The organism is Streptomyces sp. NPDC014006 (assembly GCF_043088925.1).
Taxonomy (GTDB): domain Bacteria; phylum Actinomycetota; class Actinomycetes; order Streptomycetales; family Streptomycetaceae; genus Streptomyces.
Map to the genome: position 1 here is coordinate 370542 of NZ_JBICAJ010000004.1, position 15989 is coordinate 386530.

General features: G+C 71.4%; 12 protein-coding genes and 1 pseudogene. 8 read left to right on the plus strand and 5 right to left on the minus strand.

Going from position 1 to position 15989, the window contains the following annotated elements:
* Window positions 1-78: 78 nt before the first annotated feature.
* Window positions 79-333, plus strand: a pseudogene (locus tag ACF1GV_RS17010) (transcriptional regulator); the annotation flags it as partial.
* 58 nt (window positions 334-391) lie between these two features.
* Here the strand turns inward: ACF1GV_RS17010 and ACF1GV_RS17015 are convergent.
* The 3 genes from ACF1GV_RS17015 to ACF1GV_RS17025 form a co-directional block, all read right to left on the minus strand.
* Window positions 392-961 (minus strand): NADPH-dependent FMN reductase, encoded by a 570-nt coding sequence (locus tag ACF1GV_RS17015; RefSeq protein ID WP_391681094.1) that lies wholly within the window; start codon window positions 959-961, stop codon window positions 392-394.
* Between the two features lie 115 nt (window positions 962-1076).
* Window positions 1077-2714 carry a M4 family metallopeptidase gene (locus ACF1GV_RS17020; protein ID WP_391681096.1) on the minus strand — a complete coding sequence of 546 codons (1638 nt, stop codon included), beginning with the start codon at window positions 2712-2714 and terminating at the stop codon, window positions 1077-1079.
* A gap of 471 nt (window positions 2715-3185) precedes the next feature.
* Window positions 3186-4475, minus strand: a complete 1290-nt coding sequence (locus tag ACF1GV_RS17025) for a PAS domain-containing protein (RefSeq protein WP_391681099.1) — start codon at window positions 4473-4475, stop codon at window positions 3186-3188.
* A 358-nt stretch (window positions 4476-4833) separates the two neighbouring features.
* Here ACF1GV_RS17025 and ACF1GV_RS17030 point away from each other — a divergent pair, with 358 nt between their 5' ends.
* The 4 genes from ACF1GV_RS17030 (at window position 4834) to ACF1GV_RS17045 (ending at window position 10540) form a co-directional block, all read left to right on the plus strand.
* Window positions 4834-6201, plus strand: a complete 1368-nt coding sequence (locus ACF1GV_RS17030; protein WP_391681101.1) for an acetyl-CoA carboxylase biotin carboxylase subunit family protein — start codon at window positions 4834-4836, stop codon at window positions 6199-6201.
* Complete coding sequence (locus tag ACF1GV_RS17035; protein WP_391681104.1) at window positions 6198-8210, plus strand: PEP/pyruvate-binding domain-containing protein; 2013 nt, start codon at window positions 6198-6200, stop codon at window positions 8208-8210. The genes ACF1GV_RS17030 and ACF1GV_RS17035 overlap by 4 nt, the downstream gene beginning before the upstream one ends.
* An 8-nt stretch (window positions 8211-8218) precedes the next feature.
* Window positions 8219-9634, plus strand: a complete 1416-nt coding sequence (locus ACF1GV_RS17040) for an MFS transporter (protein WP_391681106.1) — start codon at window positions 8219-8221, stop codon at window positions 9632-9634.
* Between the two features lie 69 nt (window positions 9635-9703).
* The gene (locus ACF1GV_RS17045) at window positions 9704-10540 is read left to right on the plus strand and encodes an endonuclease/exonuclease/phosphatase family protein (protein ID WP_391681635.1); all 837 of its coding nucleotides are present in this window, start codon (window positions 9704-9706) and stop codon (window positions 10538-10540) included.
* On the opposite strand, the gene ACF1GV_RS17050 is transcribed toward ACF1GV_RS17045, so the two are convergent.
* Both ACF1GV_RS17050 and ACF1GV_RS17055 read right to left on the minus strand, forming a co-directional pair.
* On the minus strand, window positions 10531-12258 hold the full coding sequence (locus ACF1GV_RS17050) for an FAD-dependent monooxygenase (protein WP_391681108.1): 1728 nt from the start codon (window positions 12256-12258) through the stop codon (window positions 10531-10533). The two genes, ACF1GV_RS17045 and ACF1GV_RS17050, sit on opposite strands and share 10 nt — an antisense overlap.
* Before the next feature lie 201 nt (window positions 12259-12459).
* On the minus strand, window positions 12460-13644 hold the full coding sequence (locus tag ACF1GV_RS17055; RefSeq protein ID WP_391681111.1) for a DUF2235 domain-containing protein: 1185 nt from the start codon (window positions 13642-13644) through the stop codon (window positions 12460-12462).
* A gap of 327 nt (window positions 13645-13971) precedes the next feature.
* Here ACF1GV_RS17055 and ACF1GV_RS17060 point away from each other — a divergent pair, with 327 nt between their 5' ends.
* From ACF1GV_RS17060 to ACF1GV_RS17070, 3 genes are all read left to right on the plus strand, one after another.
* Window positions 13972-14703, plus strand: a complete 732-nt coding sequence (locus tag ACF1GV_RS17060; RefSeq protein WP_391681113.1) for a dienelactone hydrolase family protein — start codon at window positions 13972-13974, stop codon at window positions 14701-14703.
* 610 nt (window positions 14704-15313) lie between these two features.
* A complete protein-coding gene (locus tag ACF1GV_RS17065) occupies window positions 15314-15661 on the plus strand; it encodes a MerR family transcriptional regulator (RefSeq protein WP_391681116.1) in 348 nt (115 codons plus the stop codon).
* 97 nt (window positions 15662-15758) lie between these two features.
* Window positions 15759-15953, plus strand: a complete 195-nt coding sequence (locus ACF1GV_RS17070; RefSeq protein ID WP_363264355.1) for an antitoxin — start codon at window positions 15759-15761, stop codon at window positions 15951-15953.
* The last annotated feature ends 36 nt before the right edge of the window (window positions 15954-15989 follow it).

The following is a 15989-nucleotide window of genomic DNA, read 5'->3' on the forward strand; positions in this document are numbered from 1 at the left end:
TCCGCTGGGACACGTATCATGGGCCGGCCTGCTGTGTACGTTCAGAACGTCGCTCACGAACGGACCGAAAGGGCGAAGGTGCCGGAGAGGAATCTCGAGTTCGGGAGATACGGAGCTCGCGGCATCAAGGGGCACGAGGCCGTGGCCCGGCAGCTCGACGCTCTCGCCGGTTTCATCGCGACCCCCGTCACGACGCGCCGCGGCCTCCTTGCGCGCCTGCACTACCTCACCCGCAGCGACCGCGCGCGCCGGGCGGCCCGAGAGGCCGGCCTGACCGTCACCGACCGCACGCTGAAGGCATGGCTGGACGGCAGGCGGGCCCCGTCGAAGCAGAAAGGGGCCGCAGCCCCTTGCACACAGCCGACCACGTGTGGGTGGCCGTGCCGGCACGCTACGCCTGCTGTCCCGTAGCCACTCCCCGCGCCGCGGCCGCCGCCAGCAGGCGCAGCACGTCGCCGAGTGCTCGGCGGGCTTCAGGGTCGGCCACGACGCCGCTCCCGTCGACCGTCCTGCGGTCCACCGGAATCCTGGCGCAGGCGGACTCCACGATGTGAGCGCCGGTGTATCCCAGTACCGTCCGCAGCGTTGCCTGCGCGCCCTCACCCCGGCCCGGAGCCGCAGCGTTGACCCAGGCGACCGGCTTGTCGCAGATCTCCGTTCCGCCGACCGTCCAGTCGAGCAGGTTCTTGAACGAACCCGGCAGTGTGCCCGCGTACTCGGGCGCGCAGATGAGGATCCCGGCCGCGTTGTCGATCGCCGCACGCAGTTCGGCCACCGGCGCGGGCAAGGGGGCGGTGTCGTCGTCGGGGTTGAAGTGCGGCAGCCCCGCCAGCCCGTCGTACAGCAGCGCTTCCACCTTGACGGACGGCGCCACGTCCTGCGCGGTGCGCAACACGGCCTCGTTCGTGGAGCCGTTGCGCAGGCTCCCCGACAGCAACAGAATCACCGGTAGTGCGGACATCCGCCCAAGCTACCGCCCCTGCGACGGAATCGGCCAAGGACCGTCGGCCACCATCGGCGCGCGGGCGGGCGGCACCGGGAAGTAGCCCCGGATGCCGCCCGTCACGCGTGCGCTGTCAGCTGACGTTGACGGCGGTCCAGGCGGCGGCGACCGCCTTGGACTCGGCGCTGTCGGCGCCGTAGAGATCGGCGGCCGCCGAGAGGGTGCCCTTGCGGGCGTCGGCGTAGCCGGTGGTCGACGTGAAGTACGTGGTCAGCGCCTTGTACCAGATCTGCAGCGCCTTGTCCCGGCCGATGCCGGTGACGGTGGAGCCGTCCTGGGTGGGGGAGTCGTAGTCGACCCCGTTGATCGTCTTCTTGCCGCTGCCCTCGGCCAGCAGGTAGAAGAAGTGGTTGGCGACGCCGGACGAGTAGTGCACGTCCTTGTCGCCCACGGTGGAGGACCAGTAGTCCGCCGAGCCGCCGTCCTTGCTGGGCTTGTCCATGTAGCGCAGCGGGGTGCCGTTGCCGTTGATGTCGATCTTCTCGCCGATGAGGTAGTCACCGACGTCGCTGGAGTTGTTCGCGGCGAACTCCACGCCGGTGCCGAAGATGTCGGAGGTGGCCTCGTTCAGGCCGCCGGACTCCCCGGAGTACTCCAGGCCGGCGGTGTTGGAGGTGACGCCGTGGCTCATCTCGTGGCCGGCGACGTCCAGCGAGGTCAGCGGGTCCTTGTCGGCCTCCCCGTCGCCGTAGGTCATGCAGAAGCAGCTGTCGTCCCAGAACGCGTTCACGTACGCGTTGCCGTAGTGGACGCGCGAGTAGGCACCGACGCCGTCGTTCTTGATGCCGTTGCGGCCGAAGGTGTTCTTGTAGAAGTCCCAGGTCTGCTGCGCGCCGTAGGCGGCGTCCGCGGCGGCGGTCGCCGCGTTGGCGACGGTGCCGTCGCCCCAGGTGTCGTTGTCCTGGGAGAACAGCGTGCCGGTGCCCGAGGAGCCGTGATTCAGATTGTACGTCTTGTGACCGCCGCGCGTCGCATCGGTGAGCGTGTACGACGAGCCGGACTGAGTGCTCGTCAGGTCGACCTTGCCGCTGTACTTGGTGTTCCCGACACCGGTCTCGATGCCCTGGTACTGGAAGAGCTTCTTCCCGGTGGCGGCGTCGGTGATGACGTGCAGCTCGTTCGGGGTGCCGTCGTCCTGGAGGCCGCCGACGACGGTCTCGTAGGCGAGGACGGGCGTGCCGGATCCGGCCCAGACCACCTTGCGGGGCGCCCGCTCCGCACGGGACTTCGCCGAGCCGGCGGCCTTCGCCAGGCCGAGTGCCTGCCGTTCGGCCTGGGCGGGGGCGATGCCAGGCGCCAGCGACGCGAGCTTCAGCGCGCTCTTCGACGCTCTGGTCACGCCCTCGGTCCTGCCGGACTTCGCGGTGTGCACGATCAGGTCGCCGCCGAGCACGGGCAGGCCGGCGTAGGTGCGCTCGTAGCGCGTGTGCACGGTGCCGTCGGCGTCCCGGACGACGTCCTTGACGACCAGCTTCTCCTGGGCGCCGAGTCCTATCGCCTTCGCCGTGCCGGCGGCCTCGGTCCGGGCCTGCTGGATGAGGGTGGTGCGGGCCGTCGCGGACAGGGCGACCGGTGCGGCGCCGGACCGGCTTGTGCCGGTGGGCTGGGCCGTGGCGGTGGCGCTGAGCGTGGTGCTCATCAGCGCTCCGGCTGCGACGGCGGTGGCAACAGCCAGCAGGGTGTGCTGGTGACGCTTGGAACGGGAGTTCACGCAGACTCCTTGTGTATGTGTGGGGGGTGGTCCGGTCGGTATGGGGCCGACCGGTTGTTCGTGGGGGTGGTGGAATCGCGCCGCGGCCTGACAGGCGGTGAATGTCATGCTCATGACATGAAGCGCGCTGAGCTGCGACGGCAGTGGACGCTGACGGAACAGTCCGTCGCGTACGCAAGGAACGAGGACGCCCGGCAGGTGCGGGCGGCGCGACTACGGTCTCCGGGCTGGGCCGAGGCTTTCCGCGAGCCGGGCAGGCACACGGGAGGCGGGCAGCCTGAAGGCGGCGCGGCACATGAAGTCTCCAAGAAATGTGGGGGGTTGGAGAGGTGAACACGACAAAACCGCAGGGGTGACACCGAGCGCCATGCCCGACTCCAAGATCCGACAACTCCCCCACGCCTCCTTCACCGGCGGGACACAGAACGGCGGCCTGGACCGTACCTTTCGCGGTGTGACCGGCATGATCGGTCAGGCGGGGCTGAGCGGATGTGCCGCCGTGGTGGAGCGGGGCGGCCAGGAGTGCGGGGCGAGGATGCCGAGCACGTAGGCGCGGGCCACGAGTGCCGGTCGGGTGGCGGCTCCCAGGAGGCGCCTGAGGCGCGCGAGATGGTAGTCGACCGTCTGCCGCGACAGACGCAGTGCCTCGGCGATGCCGGCGTTGCTGTAGCCGGCGGCCAGCAGGGCGAGTATCCGCACCTGGGTGGCGGTCAACGCGAGCTGGGGCTCGTGGCTCATGCCGGGCCGGGTGACGACCGCCCACACGCCCAGGTCCCGGCCCCGGGCGCGGCTGACGACGCTCAAGTGGACCCACACGCGGCGCCGGCGCCGGTCCCCGTCGATGAGCACGGCAGTGGACTGCGCGCTTCTGCGTCGACCACCGGTGAGGTCGTCCCAGATCGCGTGCAGCGCGGCGCGTTCCGGTGTCTCGGCCAGCAGGGCGTCGGCCGGGGATCCCAGCAGGTCGCGGAGCCGGACGCGCAGCAGTTCGGCGGCGGCGGTGCTCGCCTCCCCGACCACCCCGTCCGCGGACAGGCGCAGACAGGGCAGACCGCTGTGGTCCCGCAGGGCGCGCAGGTCCTCCTCGGCCCGGCGCCGCTGGTCGAGCGCGTGGGTGTACTCGCTGACATCCACGTAGATGCCCGCCACGCAGCGCAGCGCGCCCCAGTTCACGGGGAAGCGGTAACCGGCCGCGTGACCGGGGGAGCCGTCCGTGCGCCGGTAGACGAGCGTGTGCCGCACGGAGTGGCCGCCGGTGAGGACCTCGTCGTCCAGGGCGAGGAACCGGGCCGCGTCCTCGGGGCCGTCGAACTCCGTCAGATGACGGCCGATCAGGCGGTCGCGCGTGGTCCCGTACAGGTGGGCATAGGCGTGGTTGGCCCAGACGTAACGCCCGGCTGGATCGCGAACGAACAGCGCGGCCGGGCTCAGGTCGGCGAACGACGTGTACGCTCCGGTGCCCGCCGGGGCGCCGCCCACCTCGACCGCTACGCCACGGCTGCGACGCCGCCGCTCGCCCTCGCCCGGGGCCCACCAGTTGACGTCGAAGGTGCGGCCTTCGAACCGCGCCTGGTAGGGGCCGTCGTCGAACCGGGCCGACGGGCCGCCCAGATCGGCCCGCAGCGCTTCCAGAAACCGACGGACGGCGCGCTCGTCGGCGAAGGCGCCACCCCCGCTCTCGACCGGTCCCGAGCCGTCGTCGGCCTCCCACCAGGACACCGGGAGAGTGGCGAGCAGCGTCTTGAAATCGGCCTCGTCCACGGCTCAACTCCTTCAATCTTCGACGAATGTCACTGTGCGTGACACCTCATGCGTGTCCGGTGGGTGCCGGGACATGCCGGGAGGGCCGATGTGGGCCGACCGCCGCAGACGTGCTCACGAACCGGGCGCCGAGGCATCACCGGACCTTCACAAGACGCCAACTCCCCTCCGGACTCAGGCATTCGCCTGATGAGTCCGTGGTCGGCACGGCGAGTGGCGGGCAACCGGACTGCTTCGCTGGAAGAGACCGCGAAACGGCGAGAGCACCGGTGAACCCCGGGCGCCGCCGCTTCGCCTGCCGCGCGAACCCTGGCGCGGCATCGACAAAAACCCCCGGAGCAGAAGGAGTTGGAGTCCCGTGGCGAAGGTGCTGTACGTGCATGCCAAGGGCGGGCCCCCGGTCGGGTACGCCCTGCCGAGGGTGGCCGCGAGGTCCGAGGTGCACCTGCTGGCACTCAGCGAACTGCCCGCCGGCCATCCGCTCTCGGAACTGTGTGCCTCGGTCGTCGCACGAGGAGCCACGGGCGCGGACGACCTGGTCGAACTCATCGTCTCCCGTGCCCGCGAGGTCGGTGCGGACGCGGTGGTCACCTTCTCGGAGTACGCGGTGGTCGCGGTCGCCGAGGCCTCGCACCGGCTCGGGCTGCGCGGTGCCGGTCCTGCCGCGGCCCTCGCCCGGGACAAGCGCCTCATGCGCGCGGCCTGGGAGCGCCGGGGAATACCGCAGCCCCGGTTCCGGCCCGTCGCGACGGCGGAACAACTCGCGACGGCTACGCAGGAGTTACGGTGCCCACTGCTGCTGAAGGCGGCCTGGAGCGCCGGATCGACCGCGCACCAGATCATCGCCACGCCCGCGGACGCCCCCGCCGCCTGGGCCCGTTCGTACGCGGTGATGACGGAGTCGGCGCGCCTGGGATTCGCCGAACTCCATGTCGCGGGCGCCGGCGAGGACTTCATCGTCGAGGAGATCGTCAGCGGCTGCGCCGAGGAGTGGTTCGAGGGACCGGGCTGGGGCGACTACGTCAGCGTCGAGGGCGTGGTCGTCGAGGGTGCCTTCCGGCCCGTCTGTCTGAGCGGCCGCATGCCGACCGTGGCACCGTTCACCGAACGCGCCGGCATCACCCCGGCCGCCGTCGGGGACGAGGCGCAGGCCAGGATCGTGGACCTGGCCCGGCAGGCCGTGGACGCCCTCGGTCTGGACAACTGCGGCACCCACACCGAGATCAAGCTCGGTGCCCACGGCCGCATGTGGGTGATCGAGACGGCGGCGCGCTTCGGCGGCGCGATGACCGTGCCGCAGATCGAGGAGGTCTTCGGACTCGACCTGGTCGGCACGTTCACCGACCAGTTGCTCGGCGGCTCGCCCGACTGGCCGTCCGAGGCGCTGACGCCCGCGGACGCCAAGGGCGCGGCCGGATCCCTGGTCGTCCTCGCCGTGGACGGCTCGGGCGACCCGTGGCGCCACCGGCACGTGTGGGACTCCGCCTCAGTGGTCCGTTCCGCTCCGCTCGGCGCCGGCAGCACGCTGTCCGTCGTGTGGGAGAGCTCGCTGCCGGACGGCACACCCGTCCCGGTCTACGACCCGGCCGCGGGCGCCAACACCATGGCCGGGCTGTGCCGGCTCTCCGCCGACCAGCCGCAGACCGTCGTGCGCGACTTCACCGCCCTCGTGGACGCCCTACCGGACATCCTGCCCGTGTACGCCGCGCGGGAGGTGCGGGCATGACCTTCACACTGGACCGGGCCGATGTGCCCGAGGCCGGCGGGGACCGCACCGTCGTCGGCGCCAACCTGTCCCTGCCGCTCTTCCGCACGCTGTCCGGGGTGCTCGCCGGACACCCGTACCTCAAGGTCGTGGTGGACCGGGTCGAGCACACCTGGCACCTGCTCGACACCCGGGTCCACCCCTTCCACGTCAACTACATCGCCACCCGCGTCCTCGGCCTGACCCTCGACGAACTCGACGCCGACCTCGACGCGTTCAACGCCTCCGTGTACGCGGACCCGGAACGCCGGTTCCTGCTGGGCGTGCTCTCCCTGCACACCGATCGGGCGGCGGACGGCTCCGAGTGCCCCTTCCTGGTGCTGGAGACCACCGAGGCGGACACCATGCACGGCGCTCTGCTGGAGGAGTTCTACCTCTATGTGCGCGGACGGGTGGACGGACGGCTGCCGCTGCTGCTGAAGCCCGCCAACCACGGCCAGGAACTGGAACTGGCCTCCGTCAGCGAGGCGCACGTCCCCCGCATCCTCAGCCACGCGCTGTTCGGCAACCGGACGCGCACCTGCCTGAACCCCGGCGAGGCCGAGGGCCGCCTGCGGCACTTCCGCACCCCGGCCGAGTACGAGGCCGCCGCCGCGGAACTCGGCTGGTCGGACATCGTCGCCATGCCCCGTCTGCCCGACGACGTGCCCAGGGTCGCCGGCTTCGTCAACACCGCCCCCATCACGCCGCTCTCCCACACGAACGTGCTGGCGTCGGGCTGGGGCATCCCGAACGCGATCGTCCGCGACCTCGACGCCCTCGCGCGGCGCGACGGCCTGGACGGCGCCTGGGTGCGCTACCGGGTGAGCGAGGACTCCGTCACCCTGGAGCCGCTTGCCGCCGCACCGCACCTGCAGAAGCCCGCCTGGCACCAGCAGCGCATCCGCATCGAGACACCGCTGCTGGAGGAGGCCCCCGTCCTGGCCCTGCACCGGCTGCGCCGCACCGACCGCGACAGTTACGGCACCAAGGCGGCCAACCTCGGAGAACTCCACCACGTCCTGGACAGCCGCACCGCCGACCTGACGGAGTTCTACGCCCGCCCGCGCCCGCCACGCCGCGACCTCTTCGGCCATCTGGGCGCTCGGCTCGGCGAGCAGGGGGCGTCACGGGAGCAGCTGCGAGCCGCCGCGGCCCGGTGCGTCGCTGAGACCGTCCGAGCCCCCGAGGGCGTGGCGCTGCCGTTCCGCCTGCACCACCTGTTCCTCACCTCCTCGCCCGCCCTCCAACAGGGCATCGGCAAGCTGAAGATGGCCATGGAACTCGAGGCGTTCGACATCGTGGACCCGCTGTGCCTGAACCTCCAGCACCTCGTGCGCGCCACACCCATGCCCGAGGAGGTGACCAGGGCGATCACGGCGTCCGTGCCGGGGCTGCCGGAAGGCGGGCACCGCATGGTGGTCCGCTCCTCTTCCAACGCCGAGGACCTGCCGGGCTTCTCCGCCGCGGGGATCTACGACTCGGTGACCACGGTCCACGGAACGGACCAACTCATGGACGCCGTGCGGCAGGTGTGGGCGTCGCTGCTGTCGCCGCGCAGTGTGCGCCTGCGCCACCAGTTCGGCATCTCCCTGGACGACACCTACATGGGCGTGATCGTCCAGGAGTACCTGCCCGCGAGCCTCGGGGGTGTGCTGGTGACCTGCAACCCGACCCGCCGCGAGGACTTCCGCAACGTGTACGTGAACTGCGCGCCCGGTTCGCCGGAGCGGGTCGTGGACGGCTCGGTGCTGCCGCACCAGTACCTCTACAACACCGTCGAGGGCGGCGGACGCACGCTCGACGTCGGCACCTCGGGCCAGGACCTGCCACCGCGGACCCGGGAGGCGCTGGCCCGACTGGCGCTCACCGGACGCCTGTTGCAGTCCCACTTCAGCGCGGACGACCCCGACGACGCCCTGGACATCGAGTGGCTGATGACCGACGAAGGGGCGTTCCGCCTCGTCCAGGTCCGCCCCTACGCCCGGTGAGCGGCCGCATGCACCGCAGGCCCGCATACCGGCGTCGTCGCGCCGAGCGGGTCGCCTCCCCGGCGGCCCGCCGGATCATCCGCCTGAACAACGGCTTCCAGCTGCTGTTCAACCTGCTGTGGTGGATGCCCGTGTTCTACGCCTACCAGCGCGACGCCGGTCTGTCCGACGGCCAGATCTTCGGCATCCAGAGCATCTACTACATCGCGTTCTGCCTGTTCGAGATCCCCACCGGTGTCATCGCCGACCGCATCGGCGCCCGCAACTGCCTGCGGGCGGGCGCGGTCGTCATGACGGCCGCGAACCTGGCGCCGGTTCTGGCCCCGTCGTACACCGGCTTCCTCGTGCACTTCCTCGCCATCGCGGCCGGCCGCTCACTCGCCTCGGGCGCCGCGAGCGCCTATCTCTACGACGGTCTGCGCGCAGAGGGGGCGGAGGCGCACTACCTGAGGGCCGAGGGCACCGCGCGGTCGCTCGGGCTGGCCGCGAAGGTCGTCTGCTGGCCGCTCGTCGGCCCGCTGATGGCGCTGGCCACGCCGACCCCGTACGTGCTCAGTGCGGCCGGCGCCGCCGGGTCGCTCGCCTGTGCCCTGGCGCTGCCCCGCCTCGCGGCGCGCCCGCGGGACACCGGGCCGCACGCGCGCGGGCGCCGCGGCAGCACCCTGCTGCGCGACACGGGTGCCGCCCTGCGAGCCCTGCGCGCCTCCCCGTGGCTGCCGCTGCTCATGGTGCAAGGCGTGGCAGTGTTCACGCTGTCGCGCATCTGCCAGGTCAACCTCTTCCAGCCCGTGCTCTTGGACCACGGGATCGGGGAGAGCACCCACGGCAGCGTGCTCGCGGCCATGACGGTGGCCGAAGCGGTGGCCTCGGCGCGCCCGCAGTGGCTCAGCCGCCGGCTGTCGGCGGTCCAGTGGGTGTCCCTGCTGAGCGTGGCGCTCGCCGCCGTCCTCGCGGGCACCACCCTCGGCGGGCCCTGGCTCGTGGTGGTGTCGCTGTGCGCGTTCGCCGCGATCACCGGGTTCGTCTATCCCGTGCAGCGCAAGCTCGTCAACGACGCCGTCCCGGCGGACGCGCCGCGCGCCACGCTGCTGTCCGTGGAGAGCATCGTGGACCGCGGGGTGTGCGCCCTGGCCGCCGTGGCCGCGGGCGCCTACCTCGCGGCCGGCCGGCTCGACGCGCTGCTGTGGCAGAGCGCGGCGGTGACGTGTGTTCTGATGCCGGTGCTGCACATGGCGCTGCGCCGGGCACCGGCACGCACCGCACGTGAGCCCACCGCCCAGGGCGCCACAGCGGGGCACGCGCAGGGCTCCGCGCCGCACCCCGCCCCGGAGCCGGAGCAGCCCGTGCCCCTGCCGGTCGACGAGTGCGCCGCCGCGCAACCGCCATCGGGACTCTCCCCCGGGAGGGCGACGGGGGGCCGCTGACGACGACTGCGTCCCCTACCCTCGTACACGGAGACGCCGGACGGCGTGGGCATCCACTGCGGGGAGGCGATGGTGCTCGGCAGGGGCACGCGTCTGCTCGCAGGCGCCGTGATCACGGCATGCTTGGTGCTCGTCGGCCCCAGCGCACCGGTCGGGTCGGTGCCCGCCGCGGTCGCCAGGGACGTCGTACCGAACCGGGTCATGACGTGGAACCTCTGCAACCCCTGCAAGGCGAGGAGCGTCGATCGGGCGGCGGAGATCGCCACGTATGCGCCACAGGTCATCGGCCTGCAAGAAGCGTGCGTGCGGGACGTCGAGAGGATCCGGGCCGATCTGGCCCGCCACTACGGGCTGCGTTACCACGTTGCGTACGGCTCCGTTCTGCGGAACTGGGGTCGCTGTGGGGGAGCGCCGTGGCATCCGGGGGCCTTCGGACAGGCGATCCTCTCGGCGGCACCGATCACCGACGTCGTCACCGCGGAATACCCCGACGGCGGGTCCGAAGACCGCGGCTACATGGCCGTCACCACCACGGTGGGCGGCCAGTCCGTCCGCGTGTTCGACACACACCTCGCCCAACGACGTCAGGAGGCGGTCCGGGCGGAACAGACCCGCGTGCTCGCCGCCGCCGTCGCCCGGCACGACCGCGTGATCGTCCTCGGTGACTTCAACGCCGTGCCGGATACCCCGGAACTCGGCGAGATGTGGGCCTTGGCAGCGGACGCGGACCCCGGGTGTCACCACGCGCCCACCAGTGACTGCGAGCCGACCACCGACTGGCAGAGCAAGTTCGACTACGTCTTCCTCCGAGGCATCGTCGCGCTCGGGCACCGGGTGCAGCCGACCCCGTACTCGGACCACCACCTGCTGCTCGCCGACCTGCGGAACGGCACCGTTCACCCCTGACCGAACGCTCGGCTCCGGGCCGCGCCGGCGCCGCCGTCGGCGCCGAACACCGCCTCCAGGTGGCGGCCGAGGCGTGTGGTGTCGGGCCGTTCCAGCCGGGCGCCGAGGTATCCGTCCGGGCGCACCACGAGCGCCGTCGGCTCCTGCCCGGAGATCGCGTACCGCAAGGCGAACTCACCGTTGCGGTCCCGGTAACAGGGGACCGGGATCGGAACGCCGTGGGGCGGCGCCCCGGCCGGACACACCGCGCACACGTCCACCCGCCCGCCGGACTTCAGCCGCGCCTGCTCCACCAGCTCCCCGTACGAGGCGACGCCACCGGCGCCGTACGACGACCCCGGCCCGTACAGCAGCAGCACGGTGCCGCGCTCGCGCAGGACGTCGTGGAGACGCATCGGGTAGGTGGCGATCGGGCCGGTGAGTCCGCCGCAGTCCGGGGCCCGGTCGCCGGGCCGTGGGCCGGGACCGCCGCCGGGCGGGTCGACGACGGGGCTGCCCCGGTAGCCGACCAGGAGTTGGGCCTCGCGGAGCATCACCGTGCCGGGACCCTCCGGGTCGCTCTGCACACCGCCCGCGGTGGCGTGGCGCACGGTCCGGCCCACGACCTCCTCGCCGACCGGCCGGCGCTCGGCGTCGTAGCTCGCCGGCAGGCCGGCGGAGGCACGGCCGGCGAGGGCGAGGGCGAGCTTCCAGGCGAGGTTGCAGGCGTCCTGGATACCGGTGTTCATGCCCTGGGCGCCGGTGGGCGGGTGGATGTGGGCCGCGTCTCCGGCGACGAACACCCGCCCCTCGCCGTACCGGTCCACGATCCGGTGGCTGATCCGGAACACCGAGGACCAGCGCAGGGCCGACGCCGTGGTGCGCTGGGGGGAGAGCCGGTCCAGCACGGCCTGGATGTCCGGGAGGCCGGGCACCCGCCGGCCCTCCAGACCGTGCGCGACTCCATCGCCACCAAAGGCTTCGGGTCCGGAGGAGCCCGCGTCCTCCGGCCGTACCGCCGACAGCTCCGGCGGCACCCGCATCGACATGCGGTACCGCTTCACACCCGGCAGCGGGATGCACACCAGGGCGTCGTCCACCGCACCGGCACCGTCCAGGTGCAGGGCGCGCAGGCCGTATCCCTCGGGCAGGTCCCAGTCGACCTCCACGTCCCCCAGCATGTACTCCTCCGGGAACGCACCGCCCTCGAAGGCGAGCCCGAGGCCCTTGCGGACGATGCTGTGCGCGCCGTCGCAGCCCACCAGGAAACGCACCCGCAGCTCCTCCTCGGTACCGGTAGCGCGGGTCAGGCGGGTGGTCACTCCCTCCGCGTCCTGCTCGAAGGAGACCAGTTCCGTGCCGCGCTCGACCTGCGTGCCGTGCCGGGCGAGAGCCTCCTCGGTCAGACGCTCGGTGTCGTACTGGGGGAGCGCGGCGAACCCGTACGGCACATCCGGCGGCAGAGCCAAGTCGTAACGGCCCTGCTCGGCACCGTTGACGTACACGAGCTGGCCGCGCAGGGGCACGGCCACCTCGAGCGCGGCCCGGACCAGACCCATCCGGTCCCAGATCTCGAGGGTACGGGGCTGGACCCCGACCGCCTTGGCGTACGGGAGGCGTCCGGGCAGCCGGTCGACGATCCGGCAGGCCGCCCCCTGCCTGCGCAGCTCCAGGGCCGCGGTGAGCCCGACCGGCCCGGCTCCGACGACGAGCACGTCCGTGTGATTGCCGTGTGCCACTGACGCCTCCTGGACGTGCGGCCCCCGAACGGGTCGTTTCCACCATGGTCACTCGGCTTGGCGAGCGCTCACCACTCGGGGCGGACGCCCCCGGGACGGCTATCCGCAGTCACCCGCTTTGTCGTGGGCCCCATACCTTTTGTCGTGGGCCCCATAGCTTTCGTCCATCGGGGCGCCTGATCCGTGGGCGGTCAGAGATGCTCAGTTGGTGGGGTGAGCACCCGGCGCGGGCGTGGCAGGCGGCATCGGCGGCAGGCCGGCCGCGAGGTCCGGCAGCAGGACGGGCTCCAGCCGGACCCGCTCCTGAGCGGCGAGATACCGCCTGAGTTCCGGCGGCCGGTAGGCGGGGTCGCGGTCGTAGCGCTCCTTGGCCGGCACCGCCAGGAACTCGTTCCCGTCGGGCTCGTTCTTGTCGTTCACGGCGCTGCCCAGGGGCCGGTGGTAGTCCTTGGCCAGCCGGTACAGGCCCTTTCGGGACTCGTGCAGCGGGCCCGAACCGTCCGGCGCGACCCGGAAGTCGACACTGTCCCGCGGTCTCATCACCTGCGGCCCGGCCGCGCTGAGCGCGTCGCCGTCGAACTCCAGGCCGTACCGCCGCGCCTGGTCGACCATCCACAGCAAAGTGACGTCGGACAGCCCCGTCTCCATGTATCCGCCGCCGACGTCGAGGTGCACCCCGGCGAACCACACCTGCTTCAGCTCCTGCCCCTGCCGGGAGGCGCCGGACCGCTGGTGCCACAGCGCCGGCCGGAACGCCGAGCGCCTCTCGTCGATGGCCAGCGCCTGGAAAGCCCCGTTCACCCAGCGGCTCAGCTCGGTGTCGTGGAACGCCCAGCGGTGGTTGAACCGGTTCACCGCCGGCTGCAGGGCAGCGGCATCCGGCAAAGGTATGCCCAGCGCACCGACGGTGTCCCACACACCGATGAAGCGGATCTCCGTCTCCCGCGCGTACGAACGGCGGAACAACGTGCAAGCCGCGCCGTTCGGCTGCTCGTTCCGATCGCGGTAGAGGGACCATGCCTCCTCCATGCGCTCGGCGTGTTCCCGGCACAGGATGCCACTGTTGCGCACCAGCCCCGCGAGGCTGCGCGCGGTGAACGCTCCACGGCTGAAGCCGAAGAGAAACAGTTCGTCGTCGGGCTCGTACGTCTCGACGAGGAACCGGTAGGCGTCCGTGACGTTCCGCGACAGCCCCACACCGAAGGCCCCGCCGCGCAGCCGTTCCCGCCGCTGGGTACCGACGCCGCTGTGGTAGTAGATCCGCTGCTCCTTACCGGAGGCGGACCCCGGGCGCACGGAAAGAGCGACCTTGGCCACGTTCGTCTTGCTGGGCTGATCGGCGAAGTTCCAAGTGCCGTCGCAGCAGACGACCAGACGCTTGGCCATGACCATCCCTCCTCGCCATAGCGTGGAGCGGGCGGATAGCACCAGTTCCATGCTTCCACCACGTGACGGACCGCGCCATACGGGAGGGGCCGACACCCGGCACCGATCCGCCGGGTCGCCGGCCGGCCCGCGATGCGGAGGACCGGTGCCGCCCACCGAAGAGGGCCACGGCGGCCAACTGGGCGGCCTCCGTGGTACGTTCCCAGTCGCCGTGCGCCGCAGCGAACCGAGGAGGTGAGACCGATCAACACCACGACAGATCGGGCCTCCTTCTCCCGCATGGCCTGAGGAGTGCCCGCAGAGGCATCCCGAAAGGCTTGAACCTGCATGCGTTTCACCTCTGAGACGTCCTTCGACGGCGTCCGCGAACAGGTTTTCGTCCTCGGCGACATCCCCGGCGCGTTGTGGACGCCGGAAGATGCGTCCGGCCCTCGTCCCCTCATCGTGATGGGCCACGGTGGCGGTCAGCACAAGAAGGCCCCCGACGTCCTGAACCATGCGCGCCGTTTCGTGGCCGACTGTGGTTTCGCCGTCGTTGCAGTCGACGTGCCCGGCCATGGCGACCGGCCGGTGGACGAAAAGTACGACCGGATGGCGGCCGAGAACCAGGCGCGCGTGGAAGCCGGCGAAGACATGGTGCCGCTGATCGCGGGTTTCCAGGCGCTGGTGGCCCGTCAGACCGTTCCGGAATGGCGGGCGGTCCTGGATGCGGTGCAGCAACTCGACCATGTCGGCGCCAGTCCGGTGGGCTACTGGGGGGTGTCGCTCGGGTGCGGCCTCGGCGTGCCGTTCGTCGCCGCCGAACCCCGGGTCCGCGCCGCTGTGTTGGGACTCGGCGGAGTCCTGGGCAAAGCCGCGGACGCCGCGCGGATCACCGTACCCGTCGAATTCCTGGTGCAGTGGGACGACGAGCGCGTCCCACGGGAGCAGAGCCTGGCCCTGTTCGATGCCTTGGGGTCGGTCGACAAGACGCTCCACGCCAATCCCGGCAGGCACGGCGACATCCCGGCATTCGAGCTCGACAGCACACTGAGGTTCTTCTCCCGGCACCTCGCCTGATCACCCTGCGGCCGTCTCCGAGGCGCCGGCCGGCACTCCCTGCGGGCCGGCGCCTCGAGTGACCTTCGGCAATGTAGAGACCACGGGACACATTCGAGCCACGGGACACATTCGTTGCATTGCATACGATCCGGCTTCTCGCCTGGTTCCAGGCTGCAGAAGGTCGAGGACTGCCCTTGGAGAAAATCTACCTCGGCGGCAGTAGACATTGGTTCGTCGTCCGGTTACTGTTTTGGTGTACTCAGGAAGTCGAAGAGGGCACGGCAGACACGGACTGCCGCGCAAGCAGGTCAAGCAGGAAACGGCCCCGCCGGGGCCGCGAGCAGTACCCGTTGCATCAGCAGTACGACCGAGTAATCGAAGGTAAGGAGCAGAACGCCATCAGGATCGCCCGGGCGAGGAAGCAGTCCGCCCGGGTACCGCAGGCCCCGGATTGGAAGGTGGTCCCCGGTCACGCATCCGCGATCCCCGCAGCCCCGCCCACTCAGGCGGAACCTGCGGAACCGAAAAGCCGGCACGCAGTTTGCCGGTAGATGGTGTTGAAAGCTCGGGGCCCGGGTGCCAGTACGGCACCCGGGCCCCCCGACGCGTCCCTTGGAAGAAGAGGTTTATGCCCCCTCGCAGTACCCGCGCCGTCAGCCCTCTCGACGACGACGACTATCCGGCCTACACCATGGGCCGCGCCGCCGACATGCTCGGCACCACCCCCGCCTTCCTCCGAGCTCTCGGCGAACACCGCCTGATCAGCCCCCTGCGTTCCGAAGGCGGCCACCGCCGTTTCTCCCGCTACCAACTGCGCATCGCCGCCCGGGCCCGCGAACTCGTCGACCAGGGCACCCCCATCGAGGCCGCCTGCCGCATCGTCATCCTCGAGGACCAGCTCGAAGAAGCTCAGCGCATCAACGAGCAACTGCGCGCCGGCCACGTCGGCGAGCTTCAGCCGAAGACGCCGACCTGATCAGTGCGCGCACGCAGGGCGAGGGCGGTGGAGTGAGGGGCCGGAGCTGGGGTACCTGCGGCTGGGTACGACGCACGCATCATCGCGGGAGGTATCCATGGGCAAGCTGGGAGACCTGGCGAACAAGGCCAAGGCGATGGCGAAGGGCCACCCGGACCAGGCCGACAAGGGTGTGCAGGGCGCCGAGCGGGTGATCGACGAGCGTACCGGCAACAAGTACGACGCCCAGACGGACAAGGCCGCGGATGCGGTGCGCCGCTCCTACGGAAGCGGCGGTACCGCAGAGCGCTGACTCGCACACCGGTCCCTGGCCCCGGCGTTTCACGCG